Consider the following 16483-nt stretch of genomic DNA (forward strand, 5'->3'; position numbering starts at 1 on the left):
CGACCCTACGCCGCTCGGGGCGTACACAGAGCGGTAGCGAGCCGTGCGGAGCGTCAGCGGCGGGCGGCGTCCCTCAGCGCGTCGCGTGCCTGCGCGTACGAGCCGAGCACGACCCGCACGGGTGTGAGCACGTACTCCTCGCCCACCCGGGCCACCTTCGCGGTCAGGCGTTGCTCGGCGCGGGCCCGGGCACGCCGCGCGGCCCAGCGCACCACGGGTCGGGTCAGCGCCGCCAGCAGCAGCCCGGCCAGCAGACCGCCGAGCAGCAGCAGGGTCGGCAGTGGCACCTGCCCGACCATCGGGTTGTCCAGCGCGGGCAGGCCGAGTGCCCGCAGCGCGTAGCCGAGCACCAGCCAGCCCAGACCGACCACGGCGGCCAGGGTGACCAGCCACTGCAAACCGCCGACGACCCGCCACCACAGCGGTCGACGGCCGAGGCCGAGGTCGGTGCCGGCGATCGTGCGGTCCAGCGCGTCCGGCAGGTCGCCGAGGCGGGACCGGGCGGCGGCGGTGACCGCGCCGGGCCAGGCGGCGGGCAGGTCGGCGGCGGCCCGGTCGGCCACCGCGCGGATCGCCAGACCCAGGGCGGAGCGTTGGGCGGCCGTCGGATCCGGCACGGAGGTGGCCGCGACCAGGCTTTCCGCCGCGTCGGCCCCCGCGTCGGCCGGGCCGGGCAGGTGCAGCCGGCGCAGCGGGTCGGGTCGCAACCGGCGCCAGCCTCGGACCAGGGGCCAGCCGGTGGCCGCGACGGCCCGGTGCCGGTACGCCTGCTGCACCGCCTCGGTCACCGCGGGCACGCCGGCAGCTCCGGCCAGCGCCCGGTTCAAGCCGTCGACTGTCGAGTCGTCCGGCCCACCGGCCGGTCTGGCCGAGCCGACCAGCTCGTCCAGCCCGGCGACGACCGTGTCGACGTCACCGGCGAGCCGGCGCAGCGCGGCCTGCCGCTCGGCGACGGTCCGCTCCAGGGCACCGCGCAGCCCGACCATTCCGGCCGGGTCGATGGCGGTGGTGGACAGCAGGGGCACACCGGTCAGCCCGTCCGTGTCGAGCAATCGGCGCAGGTCGTCCAGGACCCGGGGCACCTCCGCCGGGGGCAGCCGGTCGGCCTGGTTGAGCACGACCAGTGTGACGTCGCGGTGCCGGTGGAACTCGCGCAGGTAGCTGTCGTGGATGACCCGGTCGGCGTACTTCTGTGGGTCGACCACCCAGACCACCTGGTCGACCAGGCCGAGCAGTCGGTCCACCTCGAGCCGGTGGGACCGCTGGACCGAGTCGAAGTCGGGCAGGTCGAGCAGGATCAGCCCGTGCAGCGCCGTCTCGTCGTCCGCGTCCAGGGCGCTCTCCCGGACGAAACGGTGTCGGGGCAGCACGCCGATCCAGTCGAGCAGCCGGTTGGCGCCCTCCAGTGGGCCCCACACGCAGGCGTGGGTGACGCCGGTGGTCGGCCGACGGACCCCGACCGGCGACAGCTCCAGCTGGGCCAGCGCGTTGAAGAGGCTGGACTTGCCGCTGCCCGTGGCGCCGGCCAGGGCGACCACTGTGTGGTCCCGGGAGAGCGCGAGTCGGGTGCCGGCCCGCTCGACCAGGGTGTGCGCGGGCACCAGCTCCGCGTCCGGCAGCAGGCCGTCGACAGCGGTCAGGAACCGGCGTACCGCGTCCAGTCGGGCGATCAGCGCGTCGGCGTCGACCCGCTGGTCTCCGCGGAACGCCTCGCGTACCCGGCCGGTGATGTTCGTCACCGGAAACCCTCCTCGTCGGCGGCCGGCTGAGTGTTGCCGGCGGCGGACAGGCCGCTGCGGTGCCGGGCCAGCTCGACCCGGCCCGCGGCCCGGCGCAGGCCGTCGCCGGCGTCCGCGGCGGGGCGGGCGTCCGCGGTGCGGCTCAGGAACCGGTCGGCCTCCGCGTCGAGCAGCGTCCGCACCCGCTTCAGCAGGTCGGTGCGGGCCTTGGCGGCGAGGGTACGCACCGCCTGGTCGCCGAAGATCGCCTGGAGTACGGCCTGCGCGGCGACGGTGGTGCCGGCCCCGGTGGCCAGCTCCAGCCCGGTCGGGATGAACGCGGTGGAGGCGAATACGGCGATCATCACGGCCAGCCCGGTGGCGTTGACGGCGTACGCGGCGGTGCGGGCCACGAACCGCTTGTCCCCGCCCTCGACCCGGACCAGCTCCAGCACCCCGCGCTGCCAGTCCCGGACCATCCGTTCGGCGCGTTCGGGCAGGTCGGCGCTCGGGTGGGCGAGCGCCGGTTCGAGCAGGTCGGCGCCCGCAGGGTGTGCCTTCCAGCCGGTGTACGCGGATTCGGCGGCCTCCGAGGCCACCCCGCGCAGCAGCGTCACCAGCTGCGACTCGATGGCGTTGCGGAGTTCGACGGAGGGCGCCGGTCGGCCGGTGACGGCGGCCACCACCCGGTCCCGCAGGCGGCCGATCCGTGCCTCCAGGGTGCGGAACAGCTCGCCGGTGCCGACGAACTCCTGCCAGCGGGCGAGCACCTCGCCCCGGAGCAACCGACCGTCCTGGAGCCCCTGCTCGACGGTGCGCTCGGCACCCCGGTATGCGGCCCGGACCCGTTCGTCCAGCCCGTCGGCGGCGGCGAGCTGCTCGTCGGCGGCGTCGGCCAGCTCCTCGACGGCGGGGTGCAGGGCGGCCAGCGCCCCGTCCAGCGTCTGACGGACCACCGCCGCCCGGGCGTCCGCGTCGCCGGCCAGCCGGGCGAACCAGTCGGCCAGCGATGCGGTGACCCCCTCGGGCAGCAACCCCTGCCCGTCGACCCAGGTCTCCGGCAGCACGAACAGCGGCGCCCGGCCGAGGTCCTGTTCGGCGAGCATCTCGCTCAGGTGCGCGGCGATCTCCTCGGTGGCCTCGGCGGGCACCCGGTCCAGCACCATGGCGATCACCGCGCCTCGCGACCGGGCGCTGCGCAGCAGCTCCCAGGGCACCGCGTCGGCGTACCGCGCGGCGGTGGTGACGAAGAGCCAGAGATCGGCGGCGGCGAGCAGTTGGGTGGCGAGCGCCCGGTTGGCGTCGACCACCGAGTCGATGTCGGGCGCGTCGAGGAAGGCCAGCCCGGCGGGCAGGGCCGGCGCGGTGACGAGGTGCAGGGCGCGCGGATCTTCGCTCGGCTCGGTGGTGCGGGTCAGCCCGGGCAGCAGGTCCCCCTGCCGGAACCAGGCGGCGTCGGACGGGTTGCAGACCAGCACCGGCGAGCGGGTGGTCGGTCGGAGCACGCCGGCGGCGCTGACCCGGGCCTTGACCAGGCTGTTGACCAGGGTCGACTTGCCCGCGCCGGTGGAGCCGCCGACCACCACGAGCAGTGGGGCGTCCAGCCGGGCGAGCCGGGGCAGCAGATAGTCGTCGAGCTGGTCGTTGAGGGCGGTGGCGTTGTGCCGGGCGGACCCGGCGGTGGGCAGCGCGAGGGGATACCGGGTCGCACCGATCGCCTCCCGGAGGCCCGACAGTGCGCCGGGGAGGCTGTCGTCCCCGGTGGTGGCGGGCGGCTCCTCCGCGGCGTCCGGCGGGCCGGTGCGGGCTGCGACGGCGGGCGCGCCGGAACGGGTGGCGGAATCGCCGTGCGTCGTCACCGCTAAAGCGTGCCCGACCGATGCAAGAGAAGACAACCGGACGGTAATAACGGGTGGGTTGCGTCGGGTTGACTCAACTCAACTTGACGATTCGCCAACGCGTGGCACTATTGAGTCAAGTTCACTCAACTTGTGGTGGGGCCCGCTGCGGGCGGTGCTCGCCAGGCAGCCGCGGGCAGTGCCCGTCACCTGCACAACCTTACGAAGCGAGGAAGCGAACATGGCACGTGCGGTCGGTATCGACCTCGGCACGACGAACTCCTGCGTCAGCGTTCTCGAGGGCGGTGAGCCCACCGTCATCGCCAACGCTGAGGGGTCGCGGACGACTCCGTCGATCGTCGCGTTCGCCCGCAACGGCGAGGTGCTCGTCGGCGAGGTCGCCAAGCGTCAGGCAGTGACCAACCCGGATCGGACGATCCGGTCGGTCAAGCGCGAGGTCGGCACGAACTGGTCCGTCGACATCGACGGCAAGAAGTACACCCCGCAGGAGATCTCGGCCCGGACGCTGATGAAGCTCAAGCGGGACGCCGAGGCGTACCTGGGCGAGCAGATCACCGACGCGGTGATCACCGTTCCGGCCTACTTCAACGACAGCCAGCGCCAGGCCACCAAGGAGGCCGGTGAGATCGCCGGCTTCAACGTGCTGCGGATCGTCAACGAGCCGACCGCGGCCGCCCTGGCGTACGGGCTGGACAAGGGGTCCAAGGAGCAGACCGTCCTGGTCTTCGACCTCGGCGGCGGCACGTTCGACGTGTCGCTGCTGGAGCTGGCCGAGGGTGTCGTGGAGGTCAAGTCGACCAGCGGTGACAACCAGCTCGGTGGCGACGACTGGGACCAGCGGATCATCGACCACCTGGTCAAGACGTTCCGTGGTGAGCACGGCATCGACCTCGGTCAGGACAAGATGGCCCTCCAGCGCCTCCGTGAGGCTGCCGAGAAGGCCAAGATCGAGCTGTCCGCCGCCACCACCACCAACATCAACCTGCCGTACATCACCGCCGGCGCGGCCGGCCCGCTGCACCTCGACGTGACGCTGAGCCGCGCCGAGTTCCAGCGGATGACGCAGGACCTGCTGGACCGTTGCAAGGGCCCGTTCGAGCAGGCCGTGAAGGACGCCGGGATCAAGATCTCCGACGTCGAGCACGTCATCCTGGTCGGCGGTTCGACCCGGATGCCCGCCGTGACCGACCTGGTCAAGCAGCTCACCGGTCGCGACCCCAACAAGGGCGTCAACCCGGACGAGGTCGTCGCCGTCGGCGCCGCCCTCCAGGCCGGTGTGCTCAAGGGTGAGGTCAAGGACGTCCTGCTGCTCGACGTGACCCCGCTGAGCCTGGGCATCGAGACCAAGGGCGGCATCTTCACCAAGCTGATCGAGCGCAACACCACCATCCCGACCAAGCGCTCCGAGGTCTTCACCACGGCGGACGACAACCAGCCGTCGGTGCTGATCCAGGTCTTCCAGGGTGAGCGTGAGATCGCGGCCTACAACAAGAAGCTCGGCACCTTCGAGCTGACCGGCCTCCCGCCGGCGCCGCGCGGCGTGCCGCAGATCGAGGTCGCCTTCGACATCGACGCCAACGGCATCGTCAACGTGCACGCCAAGGACCTGGGCACCGGCAAGGAACAGAAGATGACGATCACCGGCGGCTCCTCGCTGCCGAAGGACGACATCGAGCGGATGCGCCGGGACGCCGAGGAGCACGCGGAGGAGGACAAGCGCCGCCGCGACGACGCCGAGACCCGCAACGTGGCCGAGGCGCTCCAGTGGCAGACCGAGAAGTTCCTCGCCGAGAGCGGCGACAAGCTGCCCACCGAAAACCGGGAGCAGCTCAACGAGGCGCTCGGCGAGCTGCGTGGTGCCCTCGGCGGCCAGGACATCGAGAAGATCAAGTCCGCGCACGAGCGGCTGGCGCAGGTCTCCCAGCAGGCCGGTTCGCTGCTCTACTCGCAGCAGGCCGAGCAGGGCCAGCAGCCGGGCGCCGAGCCCGGCCCGGGTGCGGCCGGCGCGACCGGTGCGACCGGCACGACCGGTGCGCAGGCCGGTGGGGCCGACGACGTGGTCGACGCGGAGATCGTGGACGAGGACGGCAAGAAGTGACCACCGGCCTCGGACGCGTATCCACGGCGAAGGGGATGAGGTAGCCGCATGACGCAGAAGCCACGAGCCGCCGACCCGGCCGACACCGGGTCGACGCCGGGTGGCTCCGCGCCCACGGAGCCGACCACCGGCGACAAGGAGCGGGTCGTCATCCGCAACAACCGCAAGCTCATCGACACGTCGGAGCCTGAGGGCACCGCGGCCGACGCCGAGACCGGCGTACCGGCCGAGGGCCTGGTCGAGGACGCCGAGGTGGTGGTCGACGAGATCGAGGTCGAGGTCAACGCCACCGACGGTCCGGAACCATCCGGCCCGGCGGTGGTGGACGCCCCGGCGCAGCCGGTCGACGGCGGCGGCACGGGCACCTCGCTCGGCGCCGAGCTGGAGGCGCTCCGAGCCGAGCTGGACGAGCGCACCAGGGATCTGCAGCGGGTGTCGGCGGAGTACGCCAACTACCGCAAGCGGGTCGACCGGGACCGCAGCCTGGTGCAGGAGCAGGCGACCGGCTCGGTTCTGGCCGCGCTGTTGCCGATCCTGGACGACCTGGACCGGGCCCGGGAACACGGCGACCTGGTCGGGCCGTTCGGCACGGTGGCGGAACAGCTCACCACCGCGTTGGGCAAGTTCGGCCTGAACGCCTTCGGCGAGCAGGGCGACCCGTTCGACCCGACCCGGCACGAGGCGGTCGCGCACCAGACCTCGGCCGACGTCAGCGAGCCGACCTGCGTCCAGGTCATGCGGCGCGGCTACCAGCTCGGTGAGCGGCTGCTGCGCCCCGCGCTGGTCGCGGTCGCGGATCCGGAATAGTGCGAGACAGTGACCGGGCCGCGAGGGTCGAGAGGGGGTGGACCGGTGAGTTCGAAGGACTGGATCGAGAAGGACTTCTACGCCGTGCTCGGCGTGGACAAGGCCGCCTCCGCGGATGACATCAAGAAGGCGTACCGCAAGGTGGCCCGGGAGTCGCACCCGGACCACAACCCGGGCGACCCGAAGGCCGAGGAGCGGTTCAAGGCCGCGTCCGAGGCCTACAACGTCCTGTCGGACACGGGTCGCCGTCGCGAGTACGACGAGATGCGCTCGCTGTTCGGCTCGGGGGCGTTCCGGCGCAGCGCCCGGGGCGGAGGCCAGCCGGGCGGCATGCCGTTCGACGTCTCCGACATGTTCGGCGGCGGTGGAGGCGGCGACCGTCGCTTCGGCGGAGCCGGCTTCCAGGACCTGTTCAGTTCGATCTTCACCGGTGGCCAGGCCGGTGGGCAGGCCGCGCCGCGCGGTCCGGCCCGTGGTCGGGACGTCGAGACCGAGGTGGCACTGGACTTCGGTGACGCCGTACGCGGGGTGACGCTGCCCCTGACGCTGCGCGCCCCCGGAGTCTGCGAGACCTGCCACGGCAACGGGGCCAAGCCCGGCACCCAGCCGCGTACCTGCACGGTCTGCCACGGCGCTGGGGTGACCACCCGCGACCAGGGTGCGTTCAGCTTCTCCGAGCCGTGCCGCAACTGCCAGGGCGTCGGCACCGTGGTCGAGGAGAAGTGCCCGGAGTGCCACGGCAGCGGCGGGGTCACCAAGACCCGCACCATGAACGTGCGGTTCCCGGCCGGGGTGGCCGACGGTCAGCGCATCCGGCTCGCCGGGCGCGGTGAGGCAGGCGAGCGCGGCGGGCCCGCTGGTGACCTCTTCGTGCAGGTCAAGGTTCGGCCGGACGATCTGTTCGGGCGTACCGGCGACGACCTGACGCTGTCCGTGCCGGTCACCTTCGCGGAGGCCGTGCTCGGCACGGACCTGCGGGTGCCCACGCTCGACGGCGCGGTGACCCTGCGGGTTCCGCCGGGGACGCCGAGCGGGCGGGTGCTGCGGGCCCGCGGCAAGGGTGTGGTCCGCCGCGACGGGCAGGCCGGCGACCTGCTGGTCACGTTGGACGTGGTGGTCCCGGCCCGACTGTCGGACGAGGCGCGCACGGCACTGGAGGCGTTCGCCGAGCAGAGCCCGCCGGCGGCCCGGGAACATCTCGACGCTCGGGTGCGTCGGGTCAGTTAGTCCGATGGAGTGGACGCGGAGGTGAGCGGCATGTCGGGCGAGTTCCTCGGTTCGGGTGACCCTGCCTACGAGGCCAAGGTTCTGATGATCTCGGTTGCAGCCCGGATGGCGGGGATGCACCCACAGACCCTGCGCCAGTACGACCGGCTGGGGCTGGTGCAGCCCGGCCGGGCCGCTGGTGGCGGACGTCGGTACAGCGTGCGCGACGTGGTGCTGCTGCGCGAGGTCCAGCGGCTCAGTCAGGACGACGGGATCAACCTGGCCGGCGTCAAGCGGATCATCGGGCTGGAGCGGCTGCTGGAGCAGGCGCAGCAGCGGGTGGCCCGGCTGGAGGCGGAGCTGGACGCCGCGTACCGCCGCGTGGCCGAGCTGGAGTCGCTGGCCCGCTTCCCGGGTCGGGACCTGGTGCCGACCAACCGCACGTCCACCGCGCTGGTCGTCTGGCGACCCCGCCGCATGCCCGATCGCTGACCAACCGCTCACCCGGCGCTGTCTTTCGGCCCGGACCGTACCGGATTTCCCGGCGCGGTCCGGGCCGCTTCGGTTAGCCTGTCGATACGGTCCAATCGGCTTAATACGGACCTACCGGCATGGCGAGGGGGAGCGATGGCGGAGCCGGCGAAGAAGGTTGCCCAGCAGGCGGAGGACCGGTTGGAAGAACTGGCCGAGACCGTCCGCAAGAAGTTCGACAAGGTGACCGAGGGAACGTACCGGGACCGGGTCGTCGGAGGGCGGTTCGCCGGCCGGGACGACCACGGCGGCGAGAAGGACCGAGCCGAGACGGAACGGCAGCAGGACTGACCGGTGACCGACGTGCGGGCCGGGACCCACGGGGGGTCCCGGCCCGTTCGCCGTCATTGAGTGCGGGCCGGGACGCGGTGACGCCAGGGCGGGGGTCCCGGCCCGTTCGCGTCGCTGAATGCGGGCCGGGACGCGGTGACGCCAGGGCGGGGGTCCCGGCCCGTTCGCCGTTACTGAACCGACCTCAGCCGAGGCGGCGGTTCTCGCGGACCAGGCCGCCCTCGCACCAGTCCCGGTAGACGAAGAGATCCGGTCGGGCCAGCAGCACCCGGCCGTTGTGCGCCCAGATCTTCATCAGCTCGTCGCCCTCACGCTCGGCCTGTTCGACGAGCTTGCGGAAGCGACGCTTCGGGTGGGCGCGGAAGTTCGTCCGGATGCCGTCGGCCGCGTAGATGTAGAGGCAGTGCAACGCGAACCGCCGCGCCGGGCAGGATGGGTCCATCGCAAGCTCGAAGAGCGTCAACACCAGCCGATCGCCGGAGACCAGCAGGTCCCAGTCGGGCGGCATCGAAGCCAACGGCACAGAATCAGGCTGGTACGCCCAAGCTCGCAACTCCGCCGGACTCGGGTCGACGGGGTTGGCGAAGCCGTGGAACGTCGATTCCTGCACGCTCACCGGCCAACCTTCCGCTCTCGCCCGCGTTTGGCTGCACTGCCTGCGGACCCTGGCTGCTGGGGCGAAACGGTAACCTGCCGTCGAGTGCTGCGGTAGTCCCCGTGGGGAGCAATTCAGCAACCGTTGGGGTCGGGGCTGCGCGGTTAATCGTGGATCGGGACCGGCGCCGCCCGCTGGGCCGCCGCGCGGGTGCGCAGCCACCGCTTGAACCACGGGAAGTCCGGCAGCCGGGCGAGGATCGGCCCGGTCACCACGGTGATCAGGACGTACGTCGCGGCCAGCGCCGCCAACTGCGGCTCGACGCTCCCGGCTGCCACCGCGAGCCCGGCAATGACGATGGAGAACTCACCTCGGGGTACGAGTGCGAGGCCGGCCCGCCATCGGCCGGGTTCCGCGATGCCCACCCGACGCGCCGCGAGGTAGCCGGTGAGCGTCTTCGTCGCCATGGTGACCACGGCCAACGCGAGCGCCGGCAACAGCACCGGCGGGATGTCCCGTGGGTCGGTGACCAGGCCGAAGAAGACGAAGAACACAGCGGCGAACAGGTCCCGCAGGGGGGAGAGCAACTCGGTCGCGTGGTGCGCCACCGGTCCGGAGAGCGCGATGCCGACGAGGAACGCGCCGACCGCCGCCGACACCTGCAGCTTCGCCGCAAGCCCGGCGATCAGCAGGGTCAGACCGAGTACGCCGAGCAGCAGCGCCTCCGGGTCCTTCGCGGACAGGGCGGACGAGATGAGGTGGCCGTACCGGATGGCGACCACCAGCACCAGCAGCACCGTGCCCACCGCGACGGCGAGTGCGATGCCACCGCCGAGCAGACCGGTGCCCGCCAGTACGGCGGTGACCAGCGGCAGGTAGAGCGCCATCGCCAGGTCCTCGATCACCAGGACCGAGAGGATCACTGGGGTTTCCCGGTTACCGAGTCGTCCCAGGTCGGCGAGGACCTTGGCGATCACGCCGGAGGAGGAGACCCAGGTGATGCCACCGAGCACCAGGGCGGCCACCCAGTCCCAACCGAGCAGCAGGGCGAACGCCGCGCCGGGCAGCGCGTTGAAGACGCCGTCTATCAGCCCGGCGGGGGCCGCCGATCGGAGGTTGCCGACCAGCTCGTTGGCCGAATATTCCAGGCCGAGCATCACCAGCAGCAGGATGACGCCGATCTCGGCGCCGACCGCGAAGAACTCCTCGCTGGCGGCGAGCGGAAGCAGCCCGCCGTGCCCGAACGCCAGCCCGGCGAACAGGTAGAGAGGGATGGGGGACAGGCCTACCCGGCGGCTGAGCCGACCGAGGACGCCAAGCAGCAGCAGCAGCGCGCCGACTTCGACGAGCAGAGTGGTGGAATCGTGCATCCGCCTCAGCCGTCCGGGTCACTGTCGGCGAGGATGGCGGACACGCCGTCGAGACCCCGTCGGGTCCCGACAACGACCACCACGTCGCCGGCCGCGAAGCGGAAGGAGGGAAGTGGCGAGACGATGACTTCGCCTTCGCGAAGCACCGCCACGATGGAGGCGCTCGTGCGGGTACGCGCCTTGGTGTCGCCGAGCTTCCGGTTGACGTACGGCGACCCGGCCGTGATGGCGATCTGCTCGGTGAGCAGACCTGCTGCCTGCTCACGCAGCCCGGAAAGCTGGCCGAGCATCAGCGACGCGCCGAGGATGTCGGCCAGGGCCTCAGCCTCGTCGTCGGTCAGCGGAATGTCCGACTGGCAGGCATCGGGATCGTCGGGGTCGTAGAGAACGAGATCACGGCGGCCATTGCGGTGGGAGACGACGCCCAAACGGCGTCCTGACTCCGTCACCAGATCGTGGCGTACCCCGATCCCGGGTAAGGCGGTCTGCTCGACACGTACTCGCACCCACCAAGGCTACCGCTTCGTGAACAGAACGCAGATCTTGGAAGCCCTCGGCCCTCCGACCAGGCCCGACACGTCCAGCAGGGCCGAGGGCGGGGCGGGACGCGGCGGTGCCCGCCCCCGGTGGAGCGGGCGCGGGCACCGGGCTCGTCGTGGTCAGCGGAGGCTGGCGAAGAACTCGCGGATGTCGGCGACCAGAACCTCGGGGGCCTGGTGGGCGGCGTAGTGACCGCCGACGTCACCGCGGCCGTCGACGTCGTTGTCGTACGCGGTCCACCGGACGATGTTCGCGTGGTCCCGATCGGCGAAGCGGCGGATGGACTGGAAGTCGCCGGGGAACATGGCCAGCGCGGTCGGCGCGGTGGTCGGCCCGGTCGGTGGCTCCTCGGCGTGCGCGTCCTCCCAGTAGAACCGGATCGCCGACGCGGCCGTGCCGGTGAACCAGTAGAGCGCCACGTTGGCCAGGATGAAGTCCGCGTCCAGGCTCTCGTCGAAGAGTTGCGCGTTCCAGGCGAGCAGCCCGACCGGCGAGTCGGCCAGCGCGAACGCCAGGGTCTGTGGCTGCTGGCTGTGCACCTGGTTGAAGGAGAACTTGTTCTCGTAGAACCACTGGAGGTGCTGGAGCGCCGCCTGATCCGCCTCGGACAGCCCGGCGAACTCGGCCGGGTCGCCGGAGGGGAACGAGAAGAGCTGGGTGACGTGGACGCCGAGCACGTGGTCCCGGTCGATCCGGCCCAGCTCCGGCGCGACCATCGAACCGGCGTCGTTGCCGACCGCGCCGTAGCTGGCGTACCCCAGGCGGTTCATCAGCTCGGCCCAGGCGCGGGCCGTGCGGTGCCGGTTCCACCCGGCGCTGCGGGTCGGGCCGGAGAAGCCGAAGCCGGGCAGCGACGGGATGACCACGTGGAAGGCCGGCGCGTCCGGGTCGGTCGGCTCGGTGAGCGGGGCGATCACGTCGAGGTATTCCAGCACCGAGCCTGGCCAGCCGTGGGTGAGCACCAGCGGGGTGGCGTCCGGCCGGGTCGACCGGACGTGCAGGAAGTGGATCTGCTCGCCGTCGATCTCGGTGACGAACTGCGGGTGGGCGTTCAGGTGGGCCTCGACGGCGCGCCAGTCGAAGCCGTCCCGCCACCGGTCGGCGAGGGCGCGGACCCGGTCGCTGCTCATCCCGTACGCGTCGCCGGTGCCGGGCAGGTCGGCGGGCCAGATGGTGCGGCCCAGCCGGTCGGCCAGGTCGTCGAGGGCGGTCTGCGGGATCTCGACGCGGTACGGGCGGATCGCGGTGCCGGTCATCTGAAGCTCCTTCGGAACGGAATGTTTCGTTCTGCAATCAGAGTAGCAGACCGGAATGATCCGTTCCACTGGTAGTCTGAGGTCATGCCGAATCCCCCCGGAAAGACGCTGGCCGGCCGCCGCGCCCAGGCCGCCCGCAACGACGAGGTCATCCTCGAAGCCGCCCGCGCGGTCTTCCTGGACGACCCGAAGGCGCCGATCGCCGCCGTCGCCGAACGCGCGGGGGTCGGCATCAGTGCCCTCTACCGCAGGTACGCGGGCAAGGAGGACCTACTGCGCCAGCTCTGCCATGACGGGTTGCGCCGGTACGTCGCCGCGGCCGAGGCGGCCCTCGCCGAGCCGGACGACTGGACCGCGTTCAGCGCCTTCCTGACCCAGGTGGTCAACGCCGACGTGCACTCGCTCACCGTCCACCTGGCGGGCATGTTCACTCCGACCGAGGAGATGGGTCGGGACGCGATGCGCGCCAACGAGTTGGCCACCGCCCTGTTCGAGCGGGCCCGCGCCAGCGGTCGGCTGCGGCCGGACGCGGTCGTGCAGGATCTGGGGTTGCTGCTGGAGGCGTGCGCCGCGGTGCGCGTACCCGATTCGGAGCGCACCGGGCAGTTGCGCCGACGCCAGCTCGCGGTGCTGCTGGCGGGCCTGTCGACCGGGCCGGCCACGGACCCGCTGCCCGGCCCGGCGCCCGCCGCTGGAGAGTTCGACTGGCGGTGGCGTCGCCGGGAGTGATGGGCATCACGCGCTAAGGTTGAGTGGAATACGCTCAACTCTGGTTGTGTCCAACTCAGTGGACAACGCCGATCCGGGGGAGCCCATGAACACCGAAAAACTCACCACCAAGAGCCGCGAAACCATCACGGGCGCCGTCGCGCTGGCCAACCAGCGTGGTCACGCCACAGTGGAGCCCTGGCACCTGCTGCTGGCACTGCTGGACACCGACGGCTCGACCGCCACCGGTCTGCTGCGCGCCGTCGGGGCCGACCCGACCGAGCTGCGCCGGGCCGCCCAGCGCGCGGTCGACGGCCTTCCCGCCGCCCGCGGCTCCAGCATCGCCGAGCCGACCCTGGCTCGGGAGTTCGTCAACGCCATCGGCGCCGCCGAGCAGATCGCCCGACCGTTGGGCGACGAGTACACCTCCACCGAGCACCTGCTCGCCGGCCTGGCCCGGGTGGGTGGCGCGGTGTCCGGTGCGCTGAAGACGGCCGGTGCCACCGAGGACGCCCTGGTCGCGGCCTTCCCGACCGTGCGGGGTGGCGACCGACGGGTCACCACCGCCGACCCGGAGCAGACCTATCAGGCCCTGACCAAGTACGGCGTCGACCTCACCGCCAGCGCCCGGGACGGCAAGATCGACCCGGTCATCGGCCGTGACTCCGAGATCCGCCGGGTCATCCAGGTGCTCTCCCGGCGTACGAAGAACAACCCGGTGCTGATCGGTGAGCCCGGCGTCGGCAAGACCGCGATCGTCGAGGGGCTGGCCCAGCGGATCGTCACCGGTGACGTGCCCGAGTCGCTGCGCGACAAGAAGCTGATCTCGCTCGACCTTGGCGCGATGGTCGCCGGTGCGCAGTACCGGGGGCAGTTCGAGGAACGGCTCAAGTCCGTCCTGGAGGAGATCAAGAACTCCAACGGGCAGGTCATCACCTTCCTCGACGAGCTGCACACCGTCGTCGGCGCCGGCAAGGGCGAGGGCTCGATGGACGCCGGCAACATGCTCAAGCCGATGCTGGCCCGTGGTGAGCTGCGGATGGTGGGCGCCACCACGCTGGACGAGTACCGCGAGCACGTCGAGAAGGACCCGGCTCTGGAGCGCCGTTTCCAGCCGGTGCTGGTCGGTGAGCCGACGATCGAGGACACCATCGGCATCCTGCGAGGGCTCAAGGAGCGCTACGAGGTGCACCACGGCGTACGGATCACCGACGCCGCGCTGGTCGCCGCCGCGACACTGTCGGACCGCTACATCACCGACCGGTTCCTGCCGGACAAGGCGATCGACCTGGTCGACGAGTCCGCGTCCCGGCTCCGGATGGAGATCGACTCCCGGCCGGTCGAGGTGGACGAGATCGAGCGGGCGGTCCGCCGGTTGGAGATCGAGGAGATGGCGCTGGCCAAGGAGCCGGACGCCGCCTCCGCCGAGCGGCTGGAGAGGCTGCGCAAGGAGCTGGCCGACAAGCGCGAGCAGCTCACTGTGCTCTCCGAGCGCTGGCAGACGGAGAAGAGCCACATCACCAAGCTCTCCACGGCGAAGGAGGAGCTGGAGCGCCTCGGCGGTGAGGCCGAGCGGGCCGAGCGCGACGGCGAGCTGGAGCGCGCCGCCGAGCTGCGCTACGGCCGCATCCCCGCCCTCAAGGTCGAGCTGAAGCAGGCCGCGGAGGAGCTGGCCCAGCTCCAGGCCGACGGCGCCATGCTCAAGGAGGAGGTCGGCGCGGACGACATCGCCGCGGTGGTCGCCTCCTGGACCGGCATCCCCGCCGGCCGCCTGCTCGAAGGCGAGACGGCCAAGCTGCTGCGGATGGAGGAGTCACTGGGCGGCCGGGTGGTCGGCCAGGCCGAGGCGGTCGGCGCGGTCTCCGACGCGGTACGCCGTGCTCGGGCCGGAATCGCCGACCCGGATCGCCCGACCGGCAGCTTCCTCTTCCTCGGCCCCACGGGTGTCGGCAAGACGGAGCTGGCCAAGGCCCTCGCCGAGTTCCTCTTCGACGACGAGCGGGCGATGGTCCGCATCGACATGAGCGAGTACGGCGAGAAGCACTCGGTCGCCCGCCTGGTGGGCGCCCCGCCCGGCTACGTCGGTTACACCGAGGGCGGCCAGCTCACCGAGGCGGTGCGCCGCAGGCCGTACTCGGTGATCCTGCTGGACGAGGTGGAGAAGGCCCACCCGGACGTCTTCGACGTGCTGCTCCAGGTGCTCGACGACGGTCGGCTCACCGATGGCCAGGGCCGCACTGTGGACTTCCGCAACGCCATCCTGGTCCTCACGTCCAACCTCGGGTCGTCGGTGATCAGCGACCTGACCCTGGCCGAGGAGCAGCGCCGGGAGGGTGTCCTCGCCGTGGTGCGGTCGCACTTCAAGCCGGAGTTCCTCAACCGGCTGGACGACATCGTGGTCTTCGCCTCGCTGCTGGGTGACGATCTGCGTTCGATCGTCGACATCCAGTTGGACCGGATGCGGCGGCGGTTGGCCGACCGCAGGCTCGGCCTGGAGATCACCGATGCCGCTCGGGACTGGCTCGCCGAGCACGGCTACGACCCGATCTACGGCGCTCGCCCGCTGCGTCGCCTGATCCAGACGGCAATCGGCGACCAGCTTGCCAAGGCGCTCCTGTCCGGCCAGATCCGCGACGGCGAAACGGTGAAGGTGGACCGCGCCACCGAAACCAACACCCTCTCCGTAACCGCCGCCTGATCCGTCGCACCCGGGCCGATCCCGCCTCCGCAGGCGGGGTCGGCCCGACACGTTCTCCGCCCCCACCGACACTCCACCGGGACGCTGCGTAGCTGCCGCATCACCAGAGAATGATTTGTTTCCCCAGGTGCGCGGGGTTGTTACCGTTCCCGCCGACGCACTTGGGGAGGTGGTCGGCATGAATGGTCCTGTGGCGTACCTGGTAACGACGCTGGGGTGTCTGATCGGAGTCGCCGGGGTCGTGGTGGCGGTGGTGGCGGTACGCAAGGGCCGTAAGGCCGCCCGGCCGGCGGCACCCGCCGACCCGTTCCGGGACACCGACAGCGACGCGCTCCGCGGCGACCCGCGCAGGCTCAAGCCCGGCGACATCGTCGAGATTCGCCGGGTGTCGTACGCGGTCCGGGGCTCGGTGCATCTGAATGAGGGCGGCTGGGGCTGGGCCGAGCACCTGCTGGACACCGTCGAGGGCGACAAGCGCTGGCTCTCCGTGGAGGAGGACCCGGACCTGGAGCTGGTGCTCTGGACCGCCGAGCCGGCCGCCACGATCACCCCGGGTGCATCCACCCTCGACTTTGCCGGCCGCCGCTATGCCTCGGAGGAGTCCGGTCAGGCCCGCTTCACGGCCACCGGCAGCACCGGCCTCGACCCCAGTGGCACCCTTCGATACCACGACTACCGGGCCCAGGGCGGCGAACGGCTTTCCTTCGAGGCGTACGGCCAGGCCGGCTGGGAGGTCGCCCGGGGCGAGCAGTTGCACCGCGCCGACGTGATGGTGTACCCGCAGGCCGGACCGGAGGCCAGCTGAC

At 71.7% G+C, this 16483-nt stretch carries 14 protein-coding genes; 8 read left to right on the top strand and 6 right to left on the bottom strand.

Features of this window, described 5'->3' with window-relative positions:
* Window positions 1–53: 53 nt before the first annotated feature.
* Together KBX46_RS07890 and KBX46_RS07895 are read right to left on the bottom strand one after the other, a co-directional pair.
* Complete coding sequence (locus tag KBX46_RS07890) at window positions 54–1739, bottom strand: GTPase (protein ID WP_210791924.1); 1686 nt, start codon at window positions 1737–1739, stop codon at window positions 54–56.
* A complete protein-coding gene (locus KBX46_RS07895) occupies window positions 1736–3577 on the bottom strand; it encodes a GTPase domain-containing protein (protein WP_210791926.1) in 1842 nt (613 codons plus the stop codon). The genes KBX46_RS07890 and KBX46_RS07895 overlap by 4 nt, the downstream gene beginning before the upstream one ends.
* A 220-nt stretch (window positions 3578–3797) precedes the next feature.
* On the opposite strand from KBX46_RS07895, the gene dnaK reads away from it, so the two are divergent.
* From dnaK to KBX46_RS07920, 5 genes are all read left to right on the top strand, one after another.
* On the top strand, window positions 3798–5675 hold the full coding sequence (gene dnaK, locus KBX46_RS07900; RefSeq protein WP_210791928.1) for a molecular chaperone DnaK: 1878 nt from the start codon (window positions 3798–3800) through the stop codon (window positions 5673–5675).
* A gap of 48 nt (window positions 5676–5723) precedes the next feature.
* Complete coding sequence (gene grpE, locus KBX46_RS07905) at window positions 5724–6482, top strand: nucleotide exchange factor GrpE (RefSeq protein ID WP_088950901.1); 759 nt, start codon at window positions 5724–5726, stop codon at window positions 6480–6482.
* A 45-nt stretch (window positions 6483–6527) separates the two neighbouring features.
* Window positions 6528–7709 (top strand): molecular chaperone DnaJ, encoded by a 1182-nt coding sequence (gene dnaJ, locus KBX46_RS07910; RefSeq protein ID WP_210791930.1) that lies wholly within the window; start codon window positions 6528–6530, stop codon window positions 7707–7709.
* A 30-nt stretch (window positions 7710–7739) separates the two neighbouring features.
* Entirely contained in the window at window positions 7740–8180 is a 441-nt protein-coding gene (locus tag KBX46_RS07915) for a heat shock protein transcriptional repressor HspR (protein ID WP_088952117.1), read from the top strand.
* 135 nt (window positions 8181–8315) lie between these two features.
* Window positions 8316–8510, top strand: a complete 195-nt coding sequence (locus KBX46_RS07920) for a hypothetical protein (protein ID WP_088950903.1) — start codon at window positions 8316–8318, stop codon at window positions 8508–8510.
* 184 nt (window positions 8511–8694) lie between these two features.
* Here KBX46_RS07920 and KBX46_RS07925 read toward each other — a convergent pair whose 3' ends face one another.
* The 4 genes from KBX46_RS07925 to KBX46_RS07940 all read right to left on the bottom strand — a co-directional run bounded on the left by KBX46_RS07925 (window position 8695) and on the right by KBX46_RS07940 (window position 12271).
* Window positions 8695–9126: a hypothetical protein gene (locus KBX46_RS07925; RefSeq protein WP_088950904.1), complete on the bottom strand. Its 432-nt coding sequence runs from the start codon at window positions 9124–9126 to the stop codon at window positions 8695–8697.
* A gap of 143 nt (window positions 9127–9269) precedes the next feature.
* A complete protein-coding gene (locus tag KBX46_RS07930) occupies window positions 9270–10475 on the bottom strand; it encodes a cation:proton antiporter (RefSeq protein ID WP_099849638.1) in 1206 nt (401 codons plus the stop codon).
* A gap of 5 nt (window positions 10476–10480) precedes the next feature.
* Entirely contained in the window at window positions 10481–10981 is a 501-nt protein-coding gene (locus KBX46_RS07935) for a cation:proton antiporter regulatory subunit (RefSeq protein WP_030332098.1), read from the bottom strand.
* 153 nt (window positions 10982–11134) lie between these two features.
* On the bottom strand, window positions 11135–12271 hold the full coding sequence (locus KBX46_RS07940) for an epoxide hydrolase family protein (RefSeq protein ID WP_210791932.1): 1137 nt from the start codon (window positions 12269–12271) through the stop codon (window positions 11135–11137).
* 84 nt (window positions 12272–12355) lie between these two features.
* Between KBX46_RS07940 and KBX46_RS07945 the strand changes: the two genes are divergently transcribed.
* The 3 genes from KBX46_RS07945 to KBX46_RS07955 all read left to right on the top strand — a co-directional run bounded on the left by KBX46_RS07945 (window position 12356) and on the right by KBX46_RS07955 (window position 16482).
* Window positions 12356–13000, top strand: coding sequence for a TetR/AcrR family transcriptional regulator (locus KBX46_RS07945; protein WP_210791934.1), 645 nt, complete (start codon window positions 12356–12358; stop codon window positions 12998–13000).
* 85 nt (window positions 13001–13085) lie between these two features.
* The gene (gene clpB / locus KBX46_RS07950; protein ID WP_141912094.1) at window positions 13086–15677 is read left to right on the top strand and encodes an ATP-dependent chaperone ClpB; all 2592 of its coding nucleotides are present in this window, start codon (window positions 13086–13088) and stop codon (window positions 15675–15677) included.
* A 178-nt stretch (window positions 15678–15855) separates the two neighbouring features.
* On the top strand, window positions 15856–16482 hold the full coding sequence (locus KBX46_RS07955; protein ID WP_210791936.1) for a DUF4178 domain-containing protein: 627 nt from the start codon (window positions 15856–15858) through the stop codon (window positions 16480–16482).
* Window position 16483: the final 1 nt, after the last annotated feature.

The sequence above is a fragment of the Micromonospora sp. C81 genome (genome assembly GCF_018070425.1).
GTDB lineage: Bacteria > Actinomycetota > Actinomycetes > Mycobacteriales > Micromonosporaceae > Micromonospora > Micromonospora zamorensis.

Coding starts and splice junctions, on each gene's coding strand:
- KBX46_RS07945 (WP_210791934.1), top strand. CDS start 12,356: ATGCCGAATCCCCCCGGAAAGACGCTGGCCGGCCGCCGCGCCCAGGCC.
- KBX46_RS07955 (WP_210791936.1), top strand. CDS start 15,856: ATGAATGGTCCTGTGGCGTACCTGGTAACGACGCTGGGGTGTCTGATC.
- dnaK (WP_210791928.1), top strand. CDS start 3,798: ATGGCACGTGCGGTCGGTATCGACCTCGGCACGACGAACTCCTGCGTC.
- KBX46_RS07920 (WP_088950903.1), top strand. CDS start 8,316: ATGGCGGAGCCGGCGAAGAAGGTTGCCCAGCAGGCGGAGGACCGGTTG.
- KBX46_RS07930 (WP_099849638.1), bottom strand. CDS start 10,475: ATGCACGATTCCACCACTCTGCTCGTCGAAGTCGGCGCGCTGCTGCTG.
- KBX46_RS07915 (WP_088952117.1), top strand. CDS start 7,740: ATGTCGGGCGAGTTCCTCGGTTCGGGTGACCCTGCCTACGAGGCCAAG.
- grpE (WP_088950901.1), top strand. CDS start 5,724: ATGACGCAGAAGCCACGAGCCGCCGACCCGGCCGACACCGGGTCGACG.
- KBX46_RS07940 (WP_210791932.1), bottom strand. CDS start 12,271: ATGACCGGCACCGCGATCCGCCCGTACCGCGTCGAGATCCCGCAGACC.
- clpB (WP_141912094.1), top strand. CDS start 13,086: ATGAACACCGAAAAACTCACCACCAAGAGCCGCGAAACCATCACGGGC.